At 61.3% G+C, this 15,676-nt stretch carries 16 protein-coding genes; 10 read left to right on the plus strand and 6 right to left on the minus strand.

The features are described 5' to 3' along the window. Position 1 precedes the first annotated feature (1 nt). The 4 genes from FHT93_RS15605 (at position 2) to FHT93_RS15620 (ending at position 4,527) form a co-directional block, all read left to right on the plus strand. A complete protein-coding gene (locus tag FHT93_RS15605) occupies positions 2–1,627 on the plus strand; it encodes a cisplatin damage response ATP-dependent DNA ligase (protein WP_113014968.1) in 1,626 nt (541 codons plus the stop codon). A gap of 114 nt (positions 1,628–1,741) precedes the next feature. Beyond that, positions 1,742–2,665, plus strand: a complete 924-nt coding sequence (locus FHT93_RS15610; RefSeq protein WP_112543032.1) for an alpha/beta fold hydrolase — start codon at positions 1,742–1,744, stop codon at positions 2,663–2,665. A gap of 147 nt (positions 2,666–2,812) precedes the next feature. Further along, positions 2,813–3,625, plus strand: coding sequence for a L,D-transpeptidase (locus FHT93_RS15615; protein WP_112543033.1), 813 nt, complete (start codon positions 2,813–2,815; stop codon positions 3,623–3,625). A 176-nt stretch (positions 3,626–3,801) separates the two neighbouring features. Beyond that, positions 3,802–4,527: a L,D-transpeptidase gene (locus FHT93_RS15620; RefSeq protein WP_113014967.1), complete on the plus strand. Its 726-nt coding sequence runs from the start codon at positions 3,802–3,804 to the stop codon at positions 4,525–4,527. 146 nt (positions 4,528–4,673) lie between these two features. On the opposite strand, the gene FHT93_RS15625 is transcribed toward FHT93_RS15620, so the two are convergent. Further along, the gene (locus FHT93_RS15625) at positions 4,674–5,636 is read right to left on the minus strand and encodes a LysR family transcriptional regulator (protein WP_113014966.1); all 963 of its coding nucleotides are present in this window, start codon (positions 5,634–5,636) and stop codon (positions 4,674–4,676) included. A gap of 123 nt (positions 5,637–5,759) precedes the next feature. On the opposite strand from FHT93_RS15625, the gene FHT93_RS15630 reads away from it, so the two are divergent. Further along, positions 5,760–7,160 (plus strand): MFS transporter, encoded by a 1,401-nt coding sequence (locus FHT93_RS15630; protein WP_183848228.1) that lies wholly within the window; start codon positions 5,760–5,762, stop codon positions 7,158–7,160. Between the two features lie 61 nt (positions 7,161–7,221). Here FHT93_RS15630 and FHT93_RS15635 read toward each other — a convergent pair whose 3' ends face one another. Then, a complete protein-coding gene (locus FHT93_RS15635) occupies positions 7,222–7,698 on the minus strand; it encodes a MarR family transcriptional regulator (RefSeq protein ID WP_112971016.1) in 477 nt (158 codons plus the stop codon). A gap of 127 nt (positions 7,699–7,825) precedes the next feature. Between FHT93_RS15635 and FHT93_RS15640 the strand changes: the two genes are divergently transcribed. Continuing rightward, complete coding sequence (locus FHT93_RS15640) at positions 7,826–8,248, plus strand: organic hydroperoxide resistance protein (RefSeq protein ID WP_007818814.1); 423 nt, start codon at positions 7,826–7,828, stop codon at positions 8,246–8,248. Between the two features lie 57 nt (positions 8,249–8,305). On the opposite strand, the gene FHT93_RS15645 is transcribed toward FHT93_RS15640, so the two are convergent. Further along, positions 8,306–9,604 (minus strand): cytochrome c peroxidase, encoded by a 1,299-nt coding sequence (locus FHT93_RS15645; protein ID WP_183848229.1) that lies wholly within the window; start codon positions 9,602–9,604, stop codon positions 8,306–8,308. Positions 9,605–9,815: 211 nt separating this feature from the next. Here FHT93_RS15645 and FHT93_RS15650 point away from each other — a divergent pair, with 211 nt between their 5' ends. Next, positions 9,816–11,360: an acid phosphatase gene (locus FHT93_RS15650; RefSeq protein WP_183848231.1), complete on the plus strand. Its 1,545-nt coding sequence runs from the start codon at positions 9,816–9,818 to the stop codon at positions 11,358–11,360. Positions 11,361–11,423: 63 nt separating this feature from the next. Here FHT93_RS15650 and FHT93_RS15655 read toward each other — a convergent pair whose 3' ends face one another. The 3 genes from FHT93_RS15655 to FHT93_RS15665 form a co-directional block, all read right to left on the minus strand. Beyond that, positions 11,424–12,419, minus strand: coding sequence for an aldo/keto reductase (locus FHT93_RS15655; RefSeq protein WP_183848408.1), 996 nt, complete (start codon positions 12,417–12,419; stop codon positions 11,424–11,426). After that, positions 12,388–12,795, minus strand: a complete 408-nt coding sequence (locus tag FHT93_RS15660) for a MerR family transcriptional regulator (RefSeq protein WP_113145859.1) — start codon at positions 12,793–12,795, stop codon at positions 12,388–12,390. The genes FHT93_RS15655 and FHT93_RS15660 overlap by 32 nt, the downstream gene beginning before the upstream one ends. Before the next feature lie 113 nt (positions 12,796–12,908). Continuing rightward, complete coding sequence (locus tag FHT93_RS15665; RefSeq protein ID WP_112971012.1) at positions 12,909–13,355, minus strand: MarR family transcriptional regulator; 447 nt, start codon at positions 13,353–13,355, stop codon at positions 12,909–12,911. Between the two features lie 90 nt (positions 13,356–13,445). Here FHT93_RS15665 and FHT93_RS15670 point away from each other — a divergent pair, with 90 nt between their 5' ends. The 3 genes from FHT93_RS15670 (at position 13,446) to FHT93_RS15680 (ending at position 15,632) form a co-directional block, all read left to right on the plus strand. Continuing rightward, entirely contained in the window at positions 13,446–14,189 is a 744-nt protein-coding gene (locus FHT93_RS15670; RefSeq protein ID WP_113210033.1) for a thioredoxin family protein, read from the plus strand. A gap of 89 nt (positions 14,190–14,278) precedes the next feature. Further along, positions 14,279–14,743, plus strand: a complete 465-nt coding sequence (locus tag FHT93_RS15675; protein WP_113014958.1) for a DUF1579 domain-containing protein — start codon at positions 14,279–14,281, stop codon at positions 14,741–14,743. A gap of 112 nt (positions 14,744–14,855) precedes the next feature. Then, on the plus strand, positions 14,856–15,632 hold the full coding sequence (locus FHT93_RS15680) for a VOC family protein (protein WP_113014957.1): 777 nt from the start codon (positions 14,856–14,858) through the stop codon (positions 15,630–15,632). Positions 15,633–15,676: the final 44 nt, after the last annotated feature.

Here is a 15,676-nt window from a genome sequence, read left to right on the forward strand (position 1 = left end):
CATGAAAGCCTTCGCCGACCTCCTCGACCGCCTGGTCTTGACCCCCAGCCGCAACGGCAAGCTCAAGCTGCTGACCGACTATTTCCGCGACACGCCCGACCCTGATCGCGGCTATGGCCTTGCTGCCATTGCCGGCACGCTGGAGGTGCGCAACGTCAAGCCCGCCATGCTGCGCGAACTGGTTCTGGAGCGCATGGACGATGTGCTCTTCCGCTACTCCTATGATTATGTCGGCGACCTCGCCGAAACCATCTCGCTGGTCTGGGACAATGAACGCGATGTCGACCGCTCTGCGCTCGCCCAGCCGCGTCTCGGCGAGGTGGTCGTCAGAATGAATTCGCTTGGCCGCACGGAAGTGCGCAGCTTCGTGCGCGACCTGCTCGACCGTCTCGATTCCTCTGGGCGCTTTGCCTTTATCAAGCTCGCGACCGGGGCATTGCGCATCGGCGTTTCCGCCCGCCTCGCCAAGCAGGCGCTTGCCGATCTCGGCGGCAAGGACGTGACCGAGATCGAAACTCTGTGGCACGGCCTGCAGCCGCCCTATGAATCGCTCTTCAAATGGCTGGAGGGTGGTGAGGAAAAGCCGGTACTTGCAACGCCTGCGATCTTCCATTCCGTGATGCTTGCCAATCCGGTGGAGGAGGGCGATCTCGATAGTCTCGACGCCGCCAATTATGCCGCCGAGTGGAAATGGGACGGTATTCGCGTCCAGCTCTCCCGCTCCGGCGAGACACGCAGGATCTATTCCCGCTCCGGCGATGATATCTCCGGTGCCTTTCCTGATGTTCTTGATTCAATCAGCTTTTCCGGCGTCATCGACGGAGAGCTTCTGGTTGGCGGCACGGCGCGTTCCAACAACCCGACCCGCACCTTCTCCGACCTGCAGCAGCGCCTGAACCGCAAGACGGTGACGGCACGGATGCTGGAAGAGTATCCGGCTTTCATCCGCGCTTATGACATGCTTTTCGACGGCGACCAGGACGTGCGCGGCAAGCCCTATATCGAGCGTCGCGACCGGCTCTCGGAAATTATCGACCGTGCCCCGCACGATCGCTTCGACCTCTCGCCTCTGGTGCCGTTCTCCACCTGGGAGCAGCTGGACGATCTCCGTGCTGCCCCGCCCGATCCCGTTATCGAAGGCGTGATGATCAAGCGCCGCGACAGCATCTATCAGGCTGGTCGCATGAAGGGGCCGTGGTTCAAGTGGAAACGCAATCCTTACAATGTCGATGCGGTGCTGATGTATGCCCAGCGCGGCCACGGCAAGCGCTCCAGCTATTATTCCGATTTCACCTTCGGCGTCTGGGCGGAGGATGAGGATGGCGAACAGCTCGTCCCTGTCGGCAAGGCCTATTTCGGCTTCACCGACGCCGAGCTCGAAGTGCTGGACAAGTTCGTGCGCAATAACACGACCGAGCGCTTCGGCCCGGTCCGCGCAGTGCGGGCGGACAAGGAGTTCGGCTTCGTGGTGGAAGTCGCCTTCGAGGGAATCAATCGCTCCACACGCCACAAGTCGGGCGTAGCCATGCGGTTCCCCCGCATCGCGAGATTGCGCCCCGACAAGCCCTCCTACGAGGCCGATCGCCTGCGCACGCTCATTGCTATGATCGACGCCAAGGCGGGTTGATATCACCTGCCTGCGCAAAAATGACGCAGTCCCCCGTTTTCAACAGCATGTGTATTGGCGGCAAGGTTCGTCCGGTGCAGATTTTTTGGGCCGGGGAAATGATGGGTGCCGCGTATGAGCTCGCAAGAACGAAATGCCTTTTTCCGTCAACGCCGCGGCGTGCTTGCAGGGATAGCCGGCTCTCTTATGCTGCCTCGCCTCGCGAATGCCTTCGATGTCCCCGATGTTCCAAGGCTCGCCAAGCATGACTATGCCAGTGTCCGCCATCACTTCCGCACCAAGCTGCTGCAGAAGGGGCCGGCGCCGGATAAATATGAGCCGCTGACGGCACCGGCCGATGCCGACCGGATATTCTACCGCTCCGGCTATGGCGGCGAGCTGGAGTTGACGGCCTGGGTGTCCAAATACAAGCGCGGGACCAAGTCGAAGCCCGGCATCCTCTTCCTTCACGGCGGCAATGCCATGGGCATCGGCCATTGGCAGCTCATGAAGCCCTACGTGGATGCCGGCTATGTGGTGATGATGCCTTCCATGCGCGGCGAAAACGGCCAGATGGGCAATTTTTCCGGTTTCTATGACGAGGTGGACGACGTGCTTGCCGCGACCGAGCGCCTGCGCCATCTGCCGGGCGTCGATCCCGCGCGCCTCTTCATTGCCGGCCACAGCATCGGCGGTACGCTGACCATGTTGACGGCGATGAGTACGCATCATTTTCGGGCGGCGGTGCCGATTTCGGGCAATGCGGATGCCTTCCGCTTCTTCAACCGCTATCCCGAAGACATCCGCTTCGACGATTCCAACGCGCATGAATTCGAGGTACGCACGGCGCTTTGTTATGCGCACAGCTTCAAGTGCCCTGTACGTGTGCTGCACGGCACGGAAGAGTCTCATTTCAACGATCGCGCCGATCTTCTCGTTTCGCGTGCCCGTGCGGCCGGTACGCATATCGAAGCAGATACGGTTGACGGCAACCACACTTCGGCACTGCCCGCCGAGATCGCGCAGAGCATCGCATTCTTCCACGGTGTGGCGGCCTGACAGCTGCCGGATGCATGTCCGGCAGGGACCTGCGTCATCCGTCTTTTTCGGCGGGTTCCAGCTTCTGGCACCAGCCTCGCGCCAGCCGCGAATGCCATCCTGTGAGCAGATAATGCTGTCTCCGTGATCGCTGATGAGGGTGGTTTCATGAATTTTCTGCGCCGGGCTTTCCCGTTTGTCGGGCTCGCGGCTGCTGCAACGATGCTCAGCGGCTGCAACATTCTTGTCCCCGATGTCGCAGCCGATTCGCCTGCGCGCTTCGTGCAGGAGATCTCACCGGTCTTCTACGAGCCGCCGGGCGTCGATCCGCGTCGCGTCAAGCCGCTTCCCGATCAACCGGTGCCGCATACACGCGAACTCTACAGGACGCAGTTCAATCAGACCTATGGCCTGCCGGTCAGCAACCCGCTGAACCTCGACATGGGCATGTACGGCCAGGTCAGGGACGGCGATTTCACGCTGCCGGCCATCCCGGCCACTCGCATCCGTCCGGAATATCTGCGCCAGGAGGTCGAGTACCAGACCAACGAACGCCCCGGCACGATCGTTGTCGATACCCAGGACCGCTTCCTCTATTTCGTTGAAGGCAATGGCAGGGCCATGCGTTACGGCGTCGGCCTCGGCCGCGAGGGATTTGCCTGGAAGGGCCGTGGCGTCATCCAGTGGAAGCAGAAGTGGCCGCGCTGGACGCCGCCGGTCGAAATGGTCTCCCGCCAGCCGGAGGTTCGCCCCTTCTCGGCGGAAAATGGCGGCATGAATCCGGGCCTTGCAAATCCGCTCGGCGCCCGCGCCATGTATATTTTCAAGGATGGCCAGGACACGCTCTATCGCATTCACGGCACGCCGGACTGGCAATCCGTCGGCAAGGCGGTTTCCTCCGGCTGCGTACGCATGCTCAACCAGGATGTGGTCGACCTCTACGACCGTGTGTCGGCCAAGTCAGAGATCGTGGTGATGTAGGGCTGCAACAGGGCAGGCGAGATCGTCTGCCCGAAGCCGGACACGTCTGCGTGATGCTATGGTTTATTTAGTATAAGCCGATAGATTTTTTCCTTGTCGATTTCGGCATTGGACGAATCAGGGGTGAGCTGCGTTTATGGCAAGCCCCGCATCACGAAGGAAATCAGTCCCGCGTCATGAGCCTCGATAAACCCCTATCCCGTCGTAGCTTCCTTTCCTTTTCGGCTTTGACAGCGGCTTCCGCGCTGGCAGGCTGTGCCTCCACTTCGAATACGGTCGAAAATGGCGGCATGTCGATCAGCTACCGTTCGCCCTTCCGCGCGTTCCAGACGACGAGCGTACCCAGCGAAGCAGAACTTGCCGTCATGTACGGCCCAATCGAAGACGGCGGTTTCCTCATCCCCGCCGTTCCCTACCAGCAGATCGACCCGCGCTACTATCGCCAGCAGGTCGTGGATCCGACCGGCCAGCCGCCGGGCACGATCGTTGTCGATACGCCCTCGCGCTTCCTTTATCTCGTCCAGCCCGGTGGCATGGCGATGCGCTACGGCGTCGGTATCGGCCGCGAAGGTTTCGCCTGGTCGGGCAATGGCGTCATCCAGTGGAAGCAGAAATGGCCGCGCTGGAAGCCGCCGAACGAGATGGTCGCCCGCCAGCCGGAGCTCGCGAAATACTCGATCGAGCGTGGCGGCATGGAGCCAGGCCTCTTGAATCCGCTCGGTGCGCGCGCGCTCTACATCTTCTCGAACAACGAAGATACGCTCTACCGCCTGCACGGCAACCCGGAATGGCGCTCCATCGGCAAGGCCGTCTCGTCGGGCTGCGTGCGCCTGCTCAACCAGGACATCATCGACCTCTACGATCGCGTTCCCAACAAAACCCCGATCGTTGTTTGGCAGTGAGCTGCGGTCGGGCGTAGCCCGAGCAATCGATCCAGTGAATCGATTGCAGCAGCGAACGCCCGAAGCGTAAGCGCAGGGCTGGAAGGGTGCCTAACCCCAAAACACAAAAACCGCCCAACACGGGCGGTTTTCTTTTGACTTGATAGTTACGCCGCCTCAGCGCAAATCCCAGCCTTGCACCCCGAAGCAAGCAGCGCCTTGTCCGCCACCTCGACAAACAACTGCCGAAACCACGACGCCCGCTCGTCCGCCCTGTCCACCCGCCGATACAGCATCGACACGGGATCGGCGGGCAGCTCGATCGGCGGCATCGAGACCTCTAGATTGTGAAGCTGCGCCATGCAGCGTCCGAGCGATTCCGGCACGATGGCAATCGACGGCATGGCTCTGAGCGCTGGCGGCACGGCAGAATAGCGGGGCACCGTCGCCACCACGTTGCGGCTCAAACCCACCTTGTCGAGTGCAGCATCGACCGCCGTCGTCGCACTACCGACGAAGGAGATGGCGATATGCGGTGCGGCGACGAAATCCTCGACGCTGATCGGCGGCTTCAGTTTCAATTGCTGCGGATCGTAAATGGCGATCGAACACTGCTCGAACAGCGGCATGCGGATGTGCCAGGAGGCGGGTTCGCCATGAACGGAAATGCTGAATTCGTAGGCGCCGTCATCAAGCATCTGCGCCGCATCGCGCTTGTCGGCTGCCACGCCCACGAGCCGCGCCCCCGGCGCAAGCTGACGTAGCCGCGCAACCAGCGGGCCGAAGAAAGCGGTTTCCAGATTGTCGCACATGCCGACGCGGAATTCACCCTGCCAGGTCGATGGGTCGAAACCCTTGGGCGGGCGGATCGCCCGTTCGATGCCGGAAAGAGCATCCTCAATCGCTGGGGCGATCGCCAGCGCCCGCGCCGTCGGCTGTAGGCCGCGGCCGACGCGCACGAACAACTCGTCGTCCAGCGCCTCGCGCAGTCGCTTGAGCGCGGCGGAAAGTCCGGGCTGGCCGAGCAACAGCCTTTCAGCTGCACGGCTGACATTGCGCTCCTGCATCAGCACTGAAAAGGCAAGCAGAAGGTTCAGATCAATTTTGCGAAGGACAGCATCATTCATCATTATGAGTAATACCTGACATGGCTACTATCAATTTGCAATAGGGTTTGAAGCTGTACATTTTCTCGTTCCCTGCCGCCCGCCAGCCTCCCGGCGAAGGCGGCAGCAAAGAAGGAACCGAGATCGATGACCAATTCCCCATCTCCACGCGGAGCCGGCCTGGCGTTGCTGCTGCTCTGCGCTGCGAATTTCCTTGATGCCATGGATGTTTCCACCATCGGGGTCGCCCTGCCTGCCATCCAGACCGAACTTGGTATGCCGCCAACCTCGCTTCAATGGGCCGTCAGCGCCTATGTGCTGGGTTACGGCGGGTTTCTGCTGCTCGGCGGCCGCGTCGCCGACCTCTTCGGCCACCGCCGCGTCTTCCTCTGGTCGCTCGGCATCTTTGCGGCCGCCAGCATTGCCGGCGGTTTCGTCGATAGTGGCCCGACGCTGATCGCTGCCCGCCTGGTGAAGGGCATCGCCGCAGCCTTCACCGCCCCGGCGGCCCTTGCCCTGCTGCTCTCCGTCTTCGGCGAGGGCGAGAAGCGGGCCAAGGCGCTCGGCGTCTTCGCCTCGACGGGTGCCACCGGCTTTGTGCTCGGTATGGTGCTCGGCGGTGCCGCCACCCTCGTGAGCTGGCGGGCAACGCTCGTCATGGGCGCTCCGGTCGCGATCCTCACGCTGGCGATCGCTCCCTTTGTCCTGCCTCCGGATGCGCCGCGCGGCGAGGGACGCAAGCATTTCGACTGGGCGGGCGCCTTGACGATCACCCCCGGCCTGCTGCTCTTCGTCTTTGGCATTACCAACGCTGCCGCAGCCGGCTGGAATGACTTCTTCACCTGGGGTTCGCTCGTTGCTTCCGTGGTGCTGATCGCACTCTTCCTGATCGTCGAATCGCGCCATGCCGATCCCATGGTGCCGCTGCATATCTTCCGCCGGGCAAAGCTCAGCCACGCCAATGCCATCGCCGCTTTGTTCCAGGGCGCCTATGTCGGCTTCCAGTTCATCGCCACGCTCTACTATCAGGATGTGATCGGCTGGTCGGCCTTTGCCACCGGCTTCTGCTTCGCCTTCGGCGGTGTCTGCGTGATGTTCCTTGCACCGCGTTTTGCCACTGTCGCGCAGAACCGCGGCACGACGGGCCTGATGGCGGTTGGCGTCGGGCTGCAGGCGACGAGCTATATCCTCTGGGTTGCTCTGGTCGGCCACATCGATCCGATCATCCTGGTTGCCTTGAACCAGATCCCGCTGGGCGTCGGTTATGCCATGACCTATCCGGCAATCCAGGTTGCAGCACTGTCTGACGTCGAGGAAGACAAGTCCGGCCTTGCCTCCGGCCTGCTCTTCGCTTCCTTCCAGATCGGCGGCGGCATCGTGCTTGCGGCCGCTTCCGCCATCTTCGCCGCAGCCCCGCACTTCGGCTGGGATCCCTATGTCGGCGGCATCGTCTTCGTGGCGCTGCTGGCGATCCTGATCACCTTGCTTGCCGCTGTCGGTCCGAAGAGCGCCACGCTTCGCCCGCAGGCCTATCAGGCAGCGGAATAATGCAAATTGCCCGCGCCGAGGTGGCGCGGGCATCGTCTTTCAGGCCGTGCTTGGCCTCGGCCTATATGCTTGCGTTGAGATTTCCGCGCAGCCGGGTCAGCATGTCGCGCATGACCGCCATTTCCTCCAGCGTGCAGCCGATCGCTTCGCCGATCGACGACATGATCGTATTGACCTCGCCCCTCATCGACTGACCTTTCGGCGTCAGCGACACGATGACCTGTCGCTCGTCGCGGGAATCGCGGGTGCGCTTGATGAGACCGTTCTGCTCCAGCCGCTTGAGGAGAGGGGAGAGCGTGCCGGAATCGAGATCGAGCTGCTCGCCGATCGTCTTGACCGGCAGTTCGGCTTTTTCCCATAGAACCAGCATGACGAGATATTGCGGATAGGTCAGGCCCACCTTGTCGAGTATGGGCTTGTAGGCGCGGGTAAAGGCATGCGCCGTCGCGTAAACCGCGAAACAGAGCTGCTTCTCCAGCCGCTTTTCCTCTTCCGGTATTTCCATCACTTTCGCCGTTCTCGCTTTCATCGCTGTCATCCTCAGAGGTCCCATTGTCCTCTTTTCAAATTCCGAATGCAATTTGCAAAATTCACTTGCGTACAATTTAATTGGGCGTTATTAAAAACTCAACCCGAACGAACGGGGCCAACCAAAGGAGATTGTCATGCCTATTCTCTACACGACCAAAGCTTCCGCCACCGGTGGCCGCGCAGGCCGCGCCGTTTCCGAAAACGGCGTTCTCGACGTCACGCTGACCGTGCCGAAGGAACTCGGCGGCGACGGCGCAACCGGCACCAATCCCGAACAGCTCTTTGCGGCCGGTTATTCCGCCTGCTTCCTCGGTGCTTTGAAATTTGTGGCCGGCAAGGAAAAGGTCAAGATTCCCGAGGAAACCACCGTCTCCGCAACCGTCGGCATCGGCCCGCGTGAAGATGGCGGCGGCTTCGGCATCGAAGTGGCCCTGACCGTCAACATCCCGGGTGTCGACCGCGAAACTGCCGAAAAGCTCGCAGCTGCGGCCCACATCGTCTGCCCCTACAGCCACGCCATGCGCACCTCGACCGAAGTTCCGGTCACGGTTGCCTGATTACTTGCTGCACCAGTGAACAAAGGCCGGGGCATTGCTCCGGCCTTTTCTTTTGGATCAATGCGCCGCCTGCTGTGCTGGCCCGGACAACTGATCGGCATCGGTCAGGGTGCCGAGGAAAGCGACGATATCGTCGATTTCCGATTCCGTCAGTGCCGGCGGATCGCCGGGCTTGCGGCCGAAGGGCAGGTCCTGATTGAGATTGCCCCAATAGGCCTCCGGTATATCGTCATATTTGCGGATCGTGCCGTCGGCGTTCTTCGGATACCAGCGGCCCGGATCGCTGTCGCGTGTGGCATAGAAGGAGACGACGTCGCGCAGCGAGTGGAAATAGCCATTGTGGAAGAAGCTTTTCTTCAGTGCCACATTGCGTAGCGTCGGCGTGCGGAACAGACCGCAATAATCCGGCCGATCCTTGAAATCGGTACGCTGAGGGCCGCAAAGGCCGAGATCATGGTAGTTGGGATCGGCATTGGCCGGGATTGCCATGTTACGCGGTACCGCGAGACCGAGGAAGCCGAAGTCGGAAAACTGCGGCGGCTCCCCGTCGTTGGCGGGCTCGCTCAGATGGCAGCTCGAACAGTTTCCCTTGGCCGGATCTTCGAAGAGTTCGCGCCCGTGAAGCTCTTGCGCCGTCAGGGTGCCCTTGCCGGCAAGAAAGGCGTCATAGCGGCTGGAATAGGGATAGAAGTCTGCGCCGCTCTGCTCGAAAGTGCTGAGCGCCTCGACTGCCCCTTGGAAGGCATCCCGGGCATTGCCGAAGACATCCTGGCCGAAAATCTCCCTGAAATCACTGGCATAGGCAGCCTTGCTGAGCGAGGCGACGACCTGGCTTTCGTCCTTGTTGCCCATTTCGAAAGGCGAAAGCAGCGGGATCTTCGCCTGGTCATAGCCGTGGTCCACGCGCCCGTCCCAGGTCAGGCCGCCCGTCGGCCCATTGTCGACGCTCTCGTCGCCTTCGTCCTCGGAATCGTAGAAATGCTCGGTGAAGGAGGGGACCGCCTGCAGGTAGCGCAAGGTCGGCACGGCGCGCAGGCCCGGCCGGTCCAGATGCGCCCCGCCCATTTCGACCGGTCTCGCGGTATCAGGAGCGAAACCATGATGCGGGTCGTGACAGGAGGCGCAGGCCTGCATGCCGGAGGCCGAAAGCGAGGAATCGAAGAACATCTTGCGGCCGAGTTCCGTCAGCGCCTCGGCGCGGGCATAGGCTTGTGCCCGCGACATCGGGCCGGGGTGCACGCCGCCAGTGACGGCCGCGCTGCTTTGCCGCAGGGGAATAAGGCTGAAACCAAGCGTGCTGGCCGCCAGACCAAGCGCCAATCCGGACCGCAGAAGCCAGATAATCTTTGTCGCCATGTCAGCGATTCCAACGAGTTAACATAATGCATGCTCATGATCGAACCTGACTGCAACAGATTGATGACGCGCGCGTACCGGCCGCAGCAACAACCCGCCTGATGTCACAAAGTTGATAGATGGCGGGAATAGCGTCTCGCCTGCGCTGGGTCTTTCCACGTCCGCCCGACGCCCCTCTAGCCACGCCCCCTTAGCCATGAGGTATCCCGCCATGACCAGACTGAAATTCCTCCGCAATCTCTCGCTGGCCGGCTCGGCCATGCTGCCGCTGGCGCTTGCCACGGCCGCCCATGCAGCACCCGCCGGCATGGACAAGATCCAGAATATCGTCGTCATCTACGCTGAAAACCGCAGTTTCGATAACCTCTATGGCAGCTTTCCGGGTGCCAACGGCCTCGCCAATGCAAGCGAAAGCCAGGCACGCCAGCTCGATCGCGATGGCGCGCCGCTTTCCGAACTGCCGCCTTCCTGGGGCGGTCTCACCGCCAAGGGTGTGACACCCGCCGTCACCGAGGCCCAGTCCGCTCACCTCGCCAATGCCGTCTTCTCGATCGACGATCCCAAGGGCTTTGCTCAATCGACCAATGTCATCACCCGCGACCTCTGGCACCGCTTCTACGAGGAGCAGATGCAGATCGATGGCGGCAAGAACGACAAGTTCGTCGCATGGGCTGATTCCGGCAGCCTCGTCATGGGCCACTATGACGGCTCGATCCTGCCGATGTGGCAGGTCGCCAAGAAATACGTCCTCGCCGACAACTTCTTCCAGGGCGGCTTCGGCGGCTCCTTCTTCAACCACTTCCAGCTGATCTGCGCCTGCGCACCCTATTATGCGGATGCCGACAAGAGCCCCGCCAAGCCCACGATCGCCAAGGTCGATGCCGACGGCATTTCGCTGACCGTTGCCGAGAATGCACCAAAATCCGCGCTCGACGGTGCCCCGAAATTCGTCTCCGACGGCAATCTCACGCCGGATTTCTATGCCGTCAACACTATGCAGCCGCCCTACCAGCCGAGCGCCAATGCTCCGGCCAAGGATGGCGATGCCGCCTATGCCGATCCCTCGCAGCCCAACACCTTGCCGCCGCAGCACGAGATCACCATCGGCGATCTCCTGTCGCTGAAAGGCGTCACCTGGGCATGGTATAGTGGCGCATGGCAGGCAGCCCTCGATGGCAAGAACGCCACGCCGGTGCCGAACTTCCAGTTCCATCACCAGCCCTTCAACTACTTTGCCAATTTCGCGCCGGGCACGCCCGCCCGCGCCGAGCATCTGAAGGACGGCGGCCTCGGCGGCGAAGGCTTCATCAAGGATATCGACGACGGCAAACTGCCGGCCGTTTCCTTCTACAAGCCGCAGGGCAACCTCAACGAACATGGTGGCTACGCCGATGTCTCGAGCGGCGACCAGCACCTCGCCGATCTCGTCTCCCATCTCGAAAAGAGCCCGCAATGGGGTCATATGCTCGTCATCGTCACCTATGACGAAAACGGTGGCTTCTGGGATCACGTCGCTCCGCCGAAGGCCGACCGCTGGGGCCCGGGCAATCGCATTCCGGCCTTCATCATCTCGCCCTATGCCAAGCGCGGCATGGTCGATCATACGCAATATGACACGACCTCGATCCTGCGCCTGATCACGGCCCGTTACGACCTGCCGGTGCTTCCGGGCCTGCTTGCCCGCGACAGGGCGCTGGCGCTGAACAACGAGCCGCCGATGGGCAACCTGACGGCATCGCTCGACCTGACGCGCTGATCGTCACGATAACGTTGTCTTCTCCCCAGACATTGGGGAGAAGACTTCTTGCTTTCGGATGTCCTATCCGTTGAGCGCGCGCATGCCGACCTCGCTGTAGCGATCTCCGACAGCGCGGGGCAGGGCGCCGGCGATTTCCTCGAGATCCTGCTGCGTCAGGTCAACGGCAGCCGCTCCAAGATTTTCGTCGAGCCGCGTGCGGCGGCGCGTGCCGGGAATAGGCACGATATCTTCGCCCTGAGCCATCACCCAGGCGAGCGCTAGCTGCGCGGGTGTTGCGCCCCTGCGGCGCGCAATCTCTTCGACCACCGCGACCAGTTCAAGGTTCCGCTGCAAGTTCTCACCCATGAACCGCGGCGAGCTGCGCCTGTAGTCGTCGGGCGCGAGTTCGTCGACAGACTTGATCGCTCCGGACAGGAAACCGCGTCCGAGCGGCGAATAGGCGACAAGCCCGATCCCGAGTTCCCGAAGCGTCTGCAGCACGCCGTCTTCCGGCTCGCGCGACCAGAGCGAATATTCGCTTTGAACGGCAGTAATGGGATGCACGGCATGCGCCCTGCGGATCGTCTCGGCGCTGGCTTCCGACAGGCCGATATGTCGGACCTTGCCGGCTTCGACGAGTTCCTTCATCGCGCCCACCGTCTCTTCGATCGGTGTATCGGGATCGACACGGTGGAGATAATAGAGATCGATATGGTCGACGCCGAGCCGGCGCAAAGACCCTTCGCAGGATGCCTTTGCATAGTCTGGCCGTCCGTTGGCCGACTGGGCGCTGACGCCGGGCATCGCTCCAGCTGCTCGTACGATGCCGAACTTGGTTGCCAGTACCACCTGGTCACGCCGGTCCTTGATCGCTTGCCCAACGAGTTCTTCGTTGGTGTGCGGACCATAGGTATCAGCCGTATCGAGCAGGGTGACGCCGCGCTCAAGCGCATGATGGATCGTGGCGATCGCCTCACCTCTATCGTCCGCCGTTGCGCCATAGGCCCAGTTCATGCCCATGCAGCCGAGGCCGATCGACCCGACCTCAAGTCCTTGCCCGAGCCGGCGTGTCTGCAATCTTCCGTTTGTCATCTCTCATCCTTTCTTCCGCCTCCTCATAGGAAGCGATTTTGCCGTCGAGGACGCGAAGGCAGGATTCGAGATCGGCCACATGGGCCCGCACATGCTCACGATGCTTTTTGAGCATCTCGCGACGCTCGCTGAAAGTGGCTTTCCCGCTACCGGCAAGCTTTGCATAAAGCAGCATGTCGCGGATCGGCATGCCGGTCGTCTTCAGACGGCCGAGAAACTCGATCCAGGAAAGGATTGAAGCGTCGTAGTCGCGTTGTCCGGATCGGTCGCGATCGGCATAGGGCAGCAGGCCGATACGCTCGTAATAACGCAGCGTATGAGCCGACAGACCGCACCGTTTCGCGAGGTCACTGATCTTCATGAAACACCTATTCTCGTCACGACGCCAAGGAAGCTACGGCTTCGAGCGCGCTCTAAGTCAAGAGGCTTTTTAAGGCTGATTTTGCAGTCGTCTTGTCCCCGGCTGAATGAAGATCACGCCAGGTATTGCAGGTCTCGCCTCAGCCCATCCGCATTGCCCCCGGGCATTTTCGCCTCGAGCGACGCATGCGTGCTTTCCCAGATTGGCAGAGCCTTCTGTAGCACGGCTCGCCCCTCATCCGTCAGCCGGAGTAGCCGGCCGCGCCGGTCTTTCGGGTTGGGCACGATGTCGACCAACCCCCTGCGCTGCAGTGGTTTCAGCGCTGCCGTCAGCGTCGTCTGGTCCATTGCAAGCAGGCTTGCGACCGGGCCCATCGGCGGCGGTTCCGGCCGGTTCAAAGACATCAGCAGCGAGAACTGGCCGTTGGTCAATCCGACGGGCCGCAGCGCATCGTCGAACAGGCGGCCAAGCGCGCGGGCGGCGCGCTGTACGTGCAGGCAGAGGCACGTGTCGCGCACCAGAAGCGTCGTAGAAAATGGAATCATTATCGCGTTTGACATGATCCATTTCTATTGATATCAATCTATTTAGTCAAGAAGAGGAGACTATTTGCCGGAACGTGCCGGCCGCGCCGGAGGAGGGCGTAGACCATGCTGAACAAGGTAACTCAAAATCCCGTCGTTTCCCGCGAGCAATGGCTTGAAGCCCGCCGCTCCCTGCTCTCGAAAGAGAAGGAGGCAACGCATCTGCGAGACAAGGTGAATGCCGAACGCATGGCGTTGCCTTGGGTGAAGGTGGAGAAGGACTACACGTTCGACACGCCTCAGGGGCCGAAATCGCTCGCCGACCTCTTCGATGGCCGCAGCCAGCTCATGGTCTATCACTTCATGTTCGGCCCCGAATGGGAAGCCGGCTGCCCGGGTTGCTCGTTCCTGGCCGATCATCTCGACGGCACGTTGGCTCACCTCAACCACCATGACGTTACCCTTGTTTCCGTCGCCCGCGCGCCGCTCGCCAAGATCGAGGCCTACAAGACGCGTATGGGCTGGAAATTTCCCTGGGTTTCGTCTTTCGGCAGCGACTTCAATTTCGACTATCACGTATCTTTCACGCCCGAGGACCTTGCCAAGGACAAGGTCTTTTACAATTTCACTTCCGTAGCGCCTGATGAGGCCAATGACGAACTGCCCGGACTTTCGGCCTTCTACAAGAATGAGAAGGGTGAAGTGTTCCATACCTATTCGAGCTACGCCCGCGGCGCGGAAGAAATTCTCGGCACGTTGATGATCCTGGATCATGCCCCCAAGGGTCGCAACGAGGATTCGACGATGGATTTCGTGAAGCGTCACGATGAATATGAGGAAGCCCCCCAGGCCTCATCCTGCTGCCACTAACGCAATTCCCGCAAAACTGTCGTGTGGTTCTGCGTTCGGAATTGCGTGAAGCGTCCAGCCAGCCATCCATCATCCGGAGGAGAAGGACGATGAAGACTGCAGAAGTGCTGAAGGAGCATGCTTTCCTGGAGAAAATGGTCGGCGACTGGACCGTCGCCGCCTCAGACATGACCGGCGACAAGCCTTGGCAGGAGACCGTTCGCTCCCTGCAGGGCATCTGGTTCGTTGCCGAAGGAGCCGGTCAAATGAGCGACGGCAAGCAGGCAACGACAATCCTGACCCTCGGCTACGACTCCAGCAAAGGCAAATATGTCGGCAGCTGGATCGGCTCGATGATGGATTACATGTGGGTCTATGAGGGCGAGGTCGATCCCTCGGGAAATGTTCTGTCGCTCTACACCAGAGGGCCGGCCTTCGAAGGCGACGGCCTTGCCGATTATCGCGAGCAGATCGCCTTTCTCGACGACAATGTCAGGACCTTCACATCGAGCGCCAGGGAAGCCGACGGCACCTGGAAGCAGTTCATGGAAGTCAAATATACCCGCAAGGGCTGAAATCGCCGGGGCATCTCAAGCGCAATTCCAGCAAAAGTGCGAGAGCGGTTTTGTGTCCGGAATTGCGTGCAAACAACGAGACAGAACTCAAGCGTGGACCGAGGAGAACACGATGTCCAATACGCATGGCAAGTTCATATGGTGCGAACTGATGACGCCGGATCCCGATGCGGCGGCAAAATTCTACGGATCGGTCGTCGGCTGGACATCGAGCAAAATGCCGGCGGCGGACCAGCCGGAATATGTCATCTTCGAAGCAAACGGCGTCAGGGTCGCCGGCATGATGCCCTTTCCCGCAGAGCTGGAAGGGCAGGGCATCCCGCCGAACTGGACTGGTTATGTCGCCGTCGATAATGTCGATCAGTCGGCACGCGACTTTTCCGCAAATGGCGGCACCATCCGCCGCCAGCCTGCGGATATTCCAGGCATAGGCCGTTTCGCGGTCGTCGCCGATCCGGACGGAGCGGTGCTCTGCATCATGACGCCGCTGCCGATGGAAAACCCGCCGCCGGAATTACCCTTCGACACGCCCGGCCATGTCGGCTGGCGCGAGCTCTATGCCAATGACGGGGCAAAGGCTTTCGACTTCTATTCCAGGCTCTTCGGCTGGACGAAGGATCATGACTTCGACATGGGGCCAATGGGCGTCTACCACATCTTCGCCGAACACGGAAAACAGACCGGCGGCATGATGACCCGCCCGCCTGAGGTCGGCATGGCCTTCTGGTCCTACTATTTCACCGTGCCCGCGCTCGATGCTGCGATCGAGCGCACCAATGCCGGCGGCGGCAAGGTCGTCAACGGTCCGATGGAAGTCCCCGGCGGCTGGGTCTGCCAGGCCGTGGATCCGCAGGGAGCATTTTTCTGCCTCTCGGCGGCTGTGCGGTAGTCATCGTCAACAAGGAGGGAGCACGCATCCGCGCGCTCCCTCAT

Origin of the sequence: Rhizobium sp. BK379 (assembly GCF_014193955.1) — a bacterium.
Lineage (GTDB): Bacteria > Pseudomonadota > Alphaproteobacteria > Rhizobiales > Rhizobiaceae > Rhizobium.

What these genes read in the sequence shown, in the direction of transcription:
- FHT93_RS15605 (WP_113014968.1), top strand. Translation starts at nt 2, where the DNA reads ATGAAAGCCTTCGCCGACCTCCTCGACCGCCTGGTCTTGACCCCCAGC.
- FHT93_RS15610 (WP_112543032.1), top strand. Translation starts at nt 1,742, where the DNA reads ATGAGCTCGCAAGAACGAAATGCCTTTTTCCGTCAACGCCGCGGCGTG.
- FHT93_RS15615 (WP_112543033.1), top strand. Translation starts at nt 2,813, where the DNA reads ATGAATTTTCTGCGCCGGGCTTTCCCGTTTGTCGGGCTCGCGGCTGCT.
- FHT93_RS15620 (WP_113014967.1), top strand. Translation starts at nt 3,802, where the DNA reads ATGAGCCTCGATAAACCCCTATCCCGTCGTAGCTTCCTTTCCTTTTCG.
- FHT93_RS15625 (WP_113014966.1), bottom strand. Translation starts at nt 5,636, where the DNA reads ATGATGAATGATGCTGTCCTTCGCAAAATTGATCTGAACCTTCTGCTT.
- FHT93_RS15630 (WP_183848228.1), top strand. Translation starts at nt 5,760, where the DNA reads ATGACCAATTCCCCATCTCCACGCGGAGCCGGCCTGGCGTTGCTGCTG.
- FHT93_RS15635 (WP_112971016.1), bottom strand. Translation starts at nt 7,698, where the DNA reads ATGACAGCGATGAAAGCGAGAACGGCGAAAGTGATGGAAATACCGGAA.
- FHT93_RS15640 (WP_007818814.1), top strand. Translation starts at nt 7,826, where the DNA reads ATGCCTATTCTCTACACGACCAAAGCTTCCGCCACCGGTGGCCGCGCA.
- FHT93_RS15645 (WP_183848229.1), bottom strand. Translation starts at nt 9,604, where the DNA reads ATGGCGACAAAGATTATCTGGCTTCTGCGGTCCGGATTGGCGCTTGGT.
- FHT93_RS15650 (WP_183848231.1), top strand. Translation starts at nt 9,816, where the DNA reads ATGACCAGACTGAAATTCCTCCGCAATCTCTCGCTGGCCGGCTCGGCC.
- FHT93_RS15660 (WP_113145859.1), bottom strand. Translation starts at nt 12,795, where the DNA reads ATGAAGATCAGTGACCTCGCGAAACGGTGCGGTCTGTCGGCTCATACG.
- FHT93_RS15665 (WP_112971012.1), bottom strand. Translation starts at nt 13,355, where the DNA reads ATGTCAAACGCGATAATGATTCCATTTTCTACGACGCTTCTGGTGCGC.
- FHT93_RS15670 (WP_113210033.1), top strand. Translation starts at nt 13,446, where the DNA reads ATGCTGAACAAGGTAACTCAAAATCCCGTCGTTTCCCGCGAGCAATGG.
- FHT93_RS15675 (WP_113014958.1), top strand. Translation starts at nt 14,279, where the DNA reads ATGAAGACTGCAGAAGTGCTGAAGGAGCATGCTTTCCTGGAGAAAATG.
- FHT93_RS15680 (WP_113014957.1), top strand. Translation starts at nt 14,856, where the DNA reads ATGTCCAATACGCATGGCAAGTTCATATGGTGCGAACTGATGACGCCG.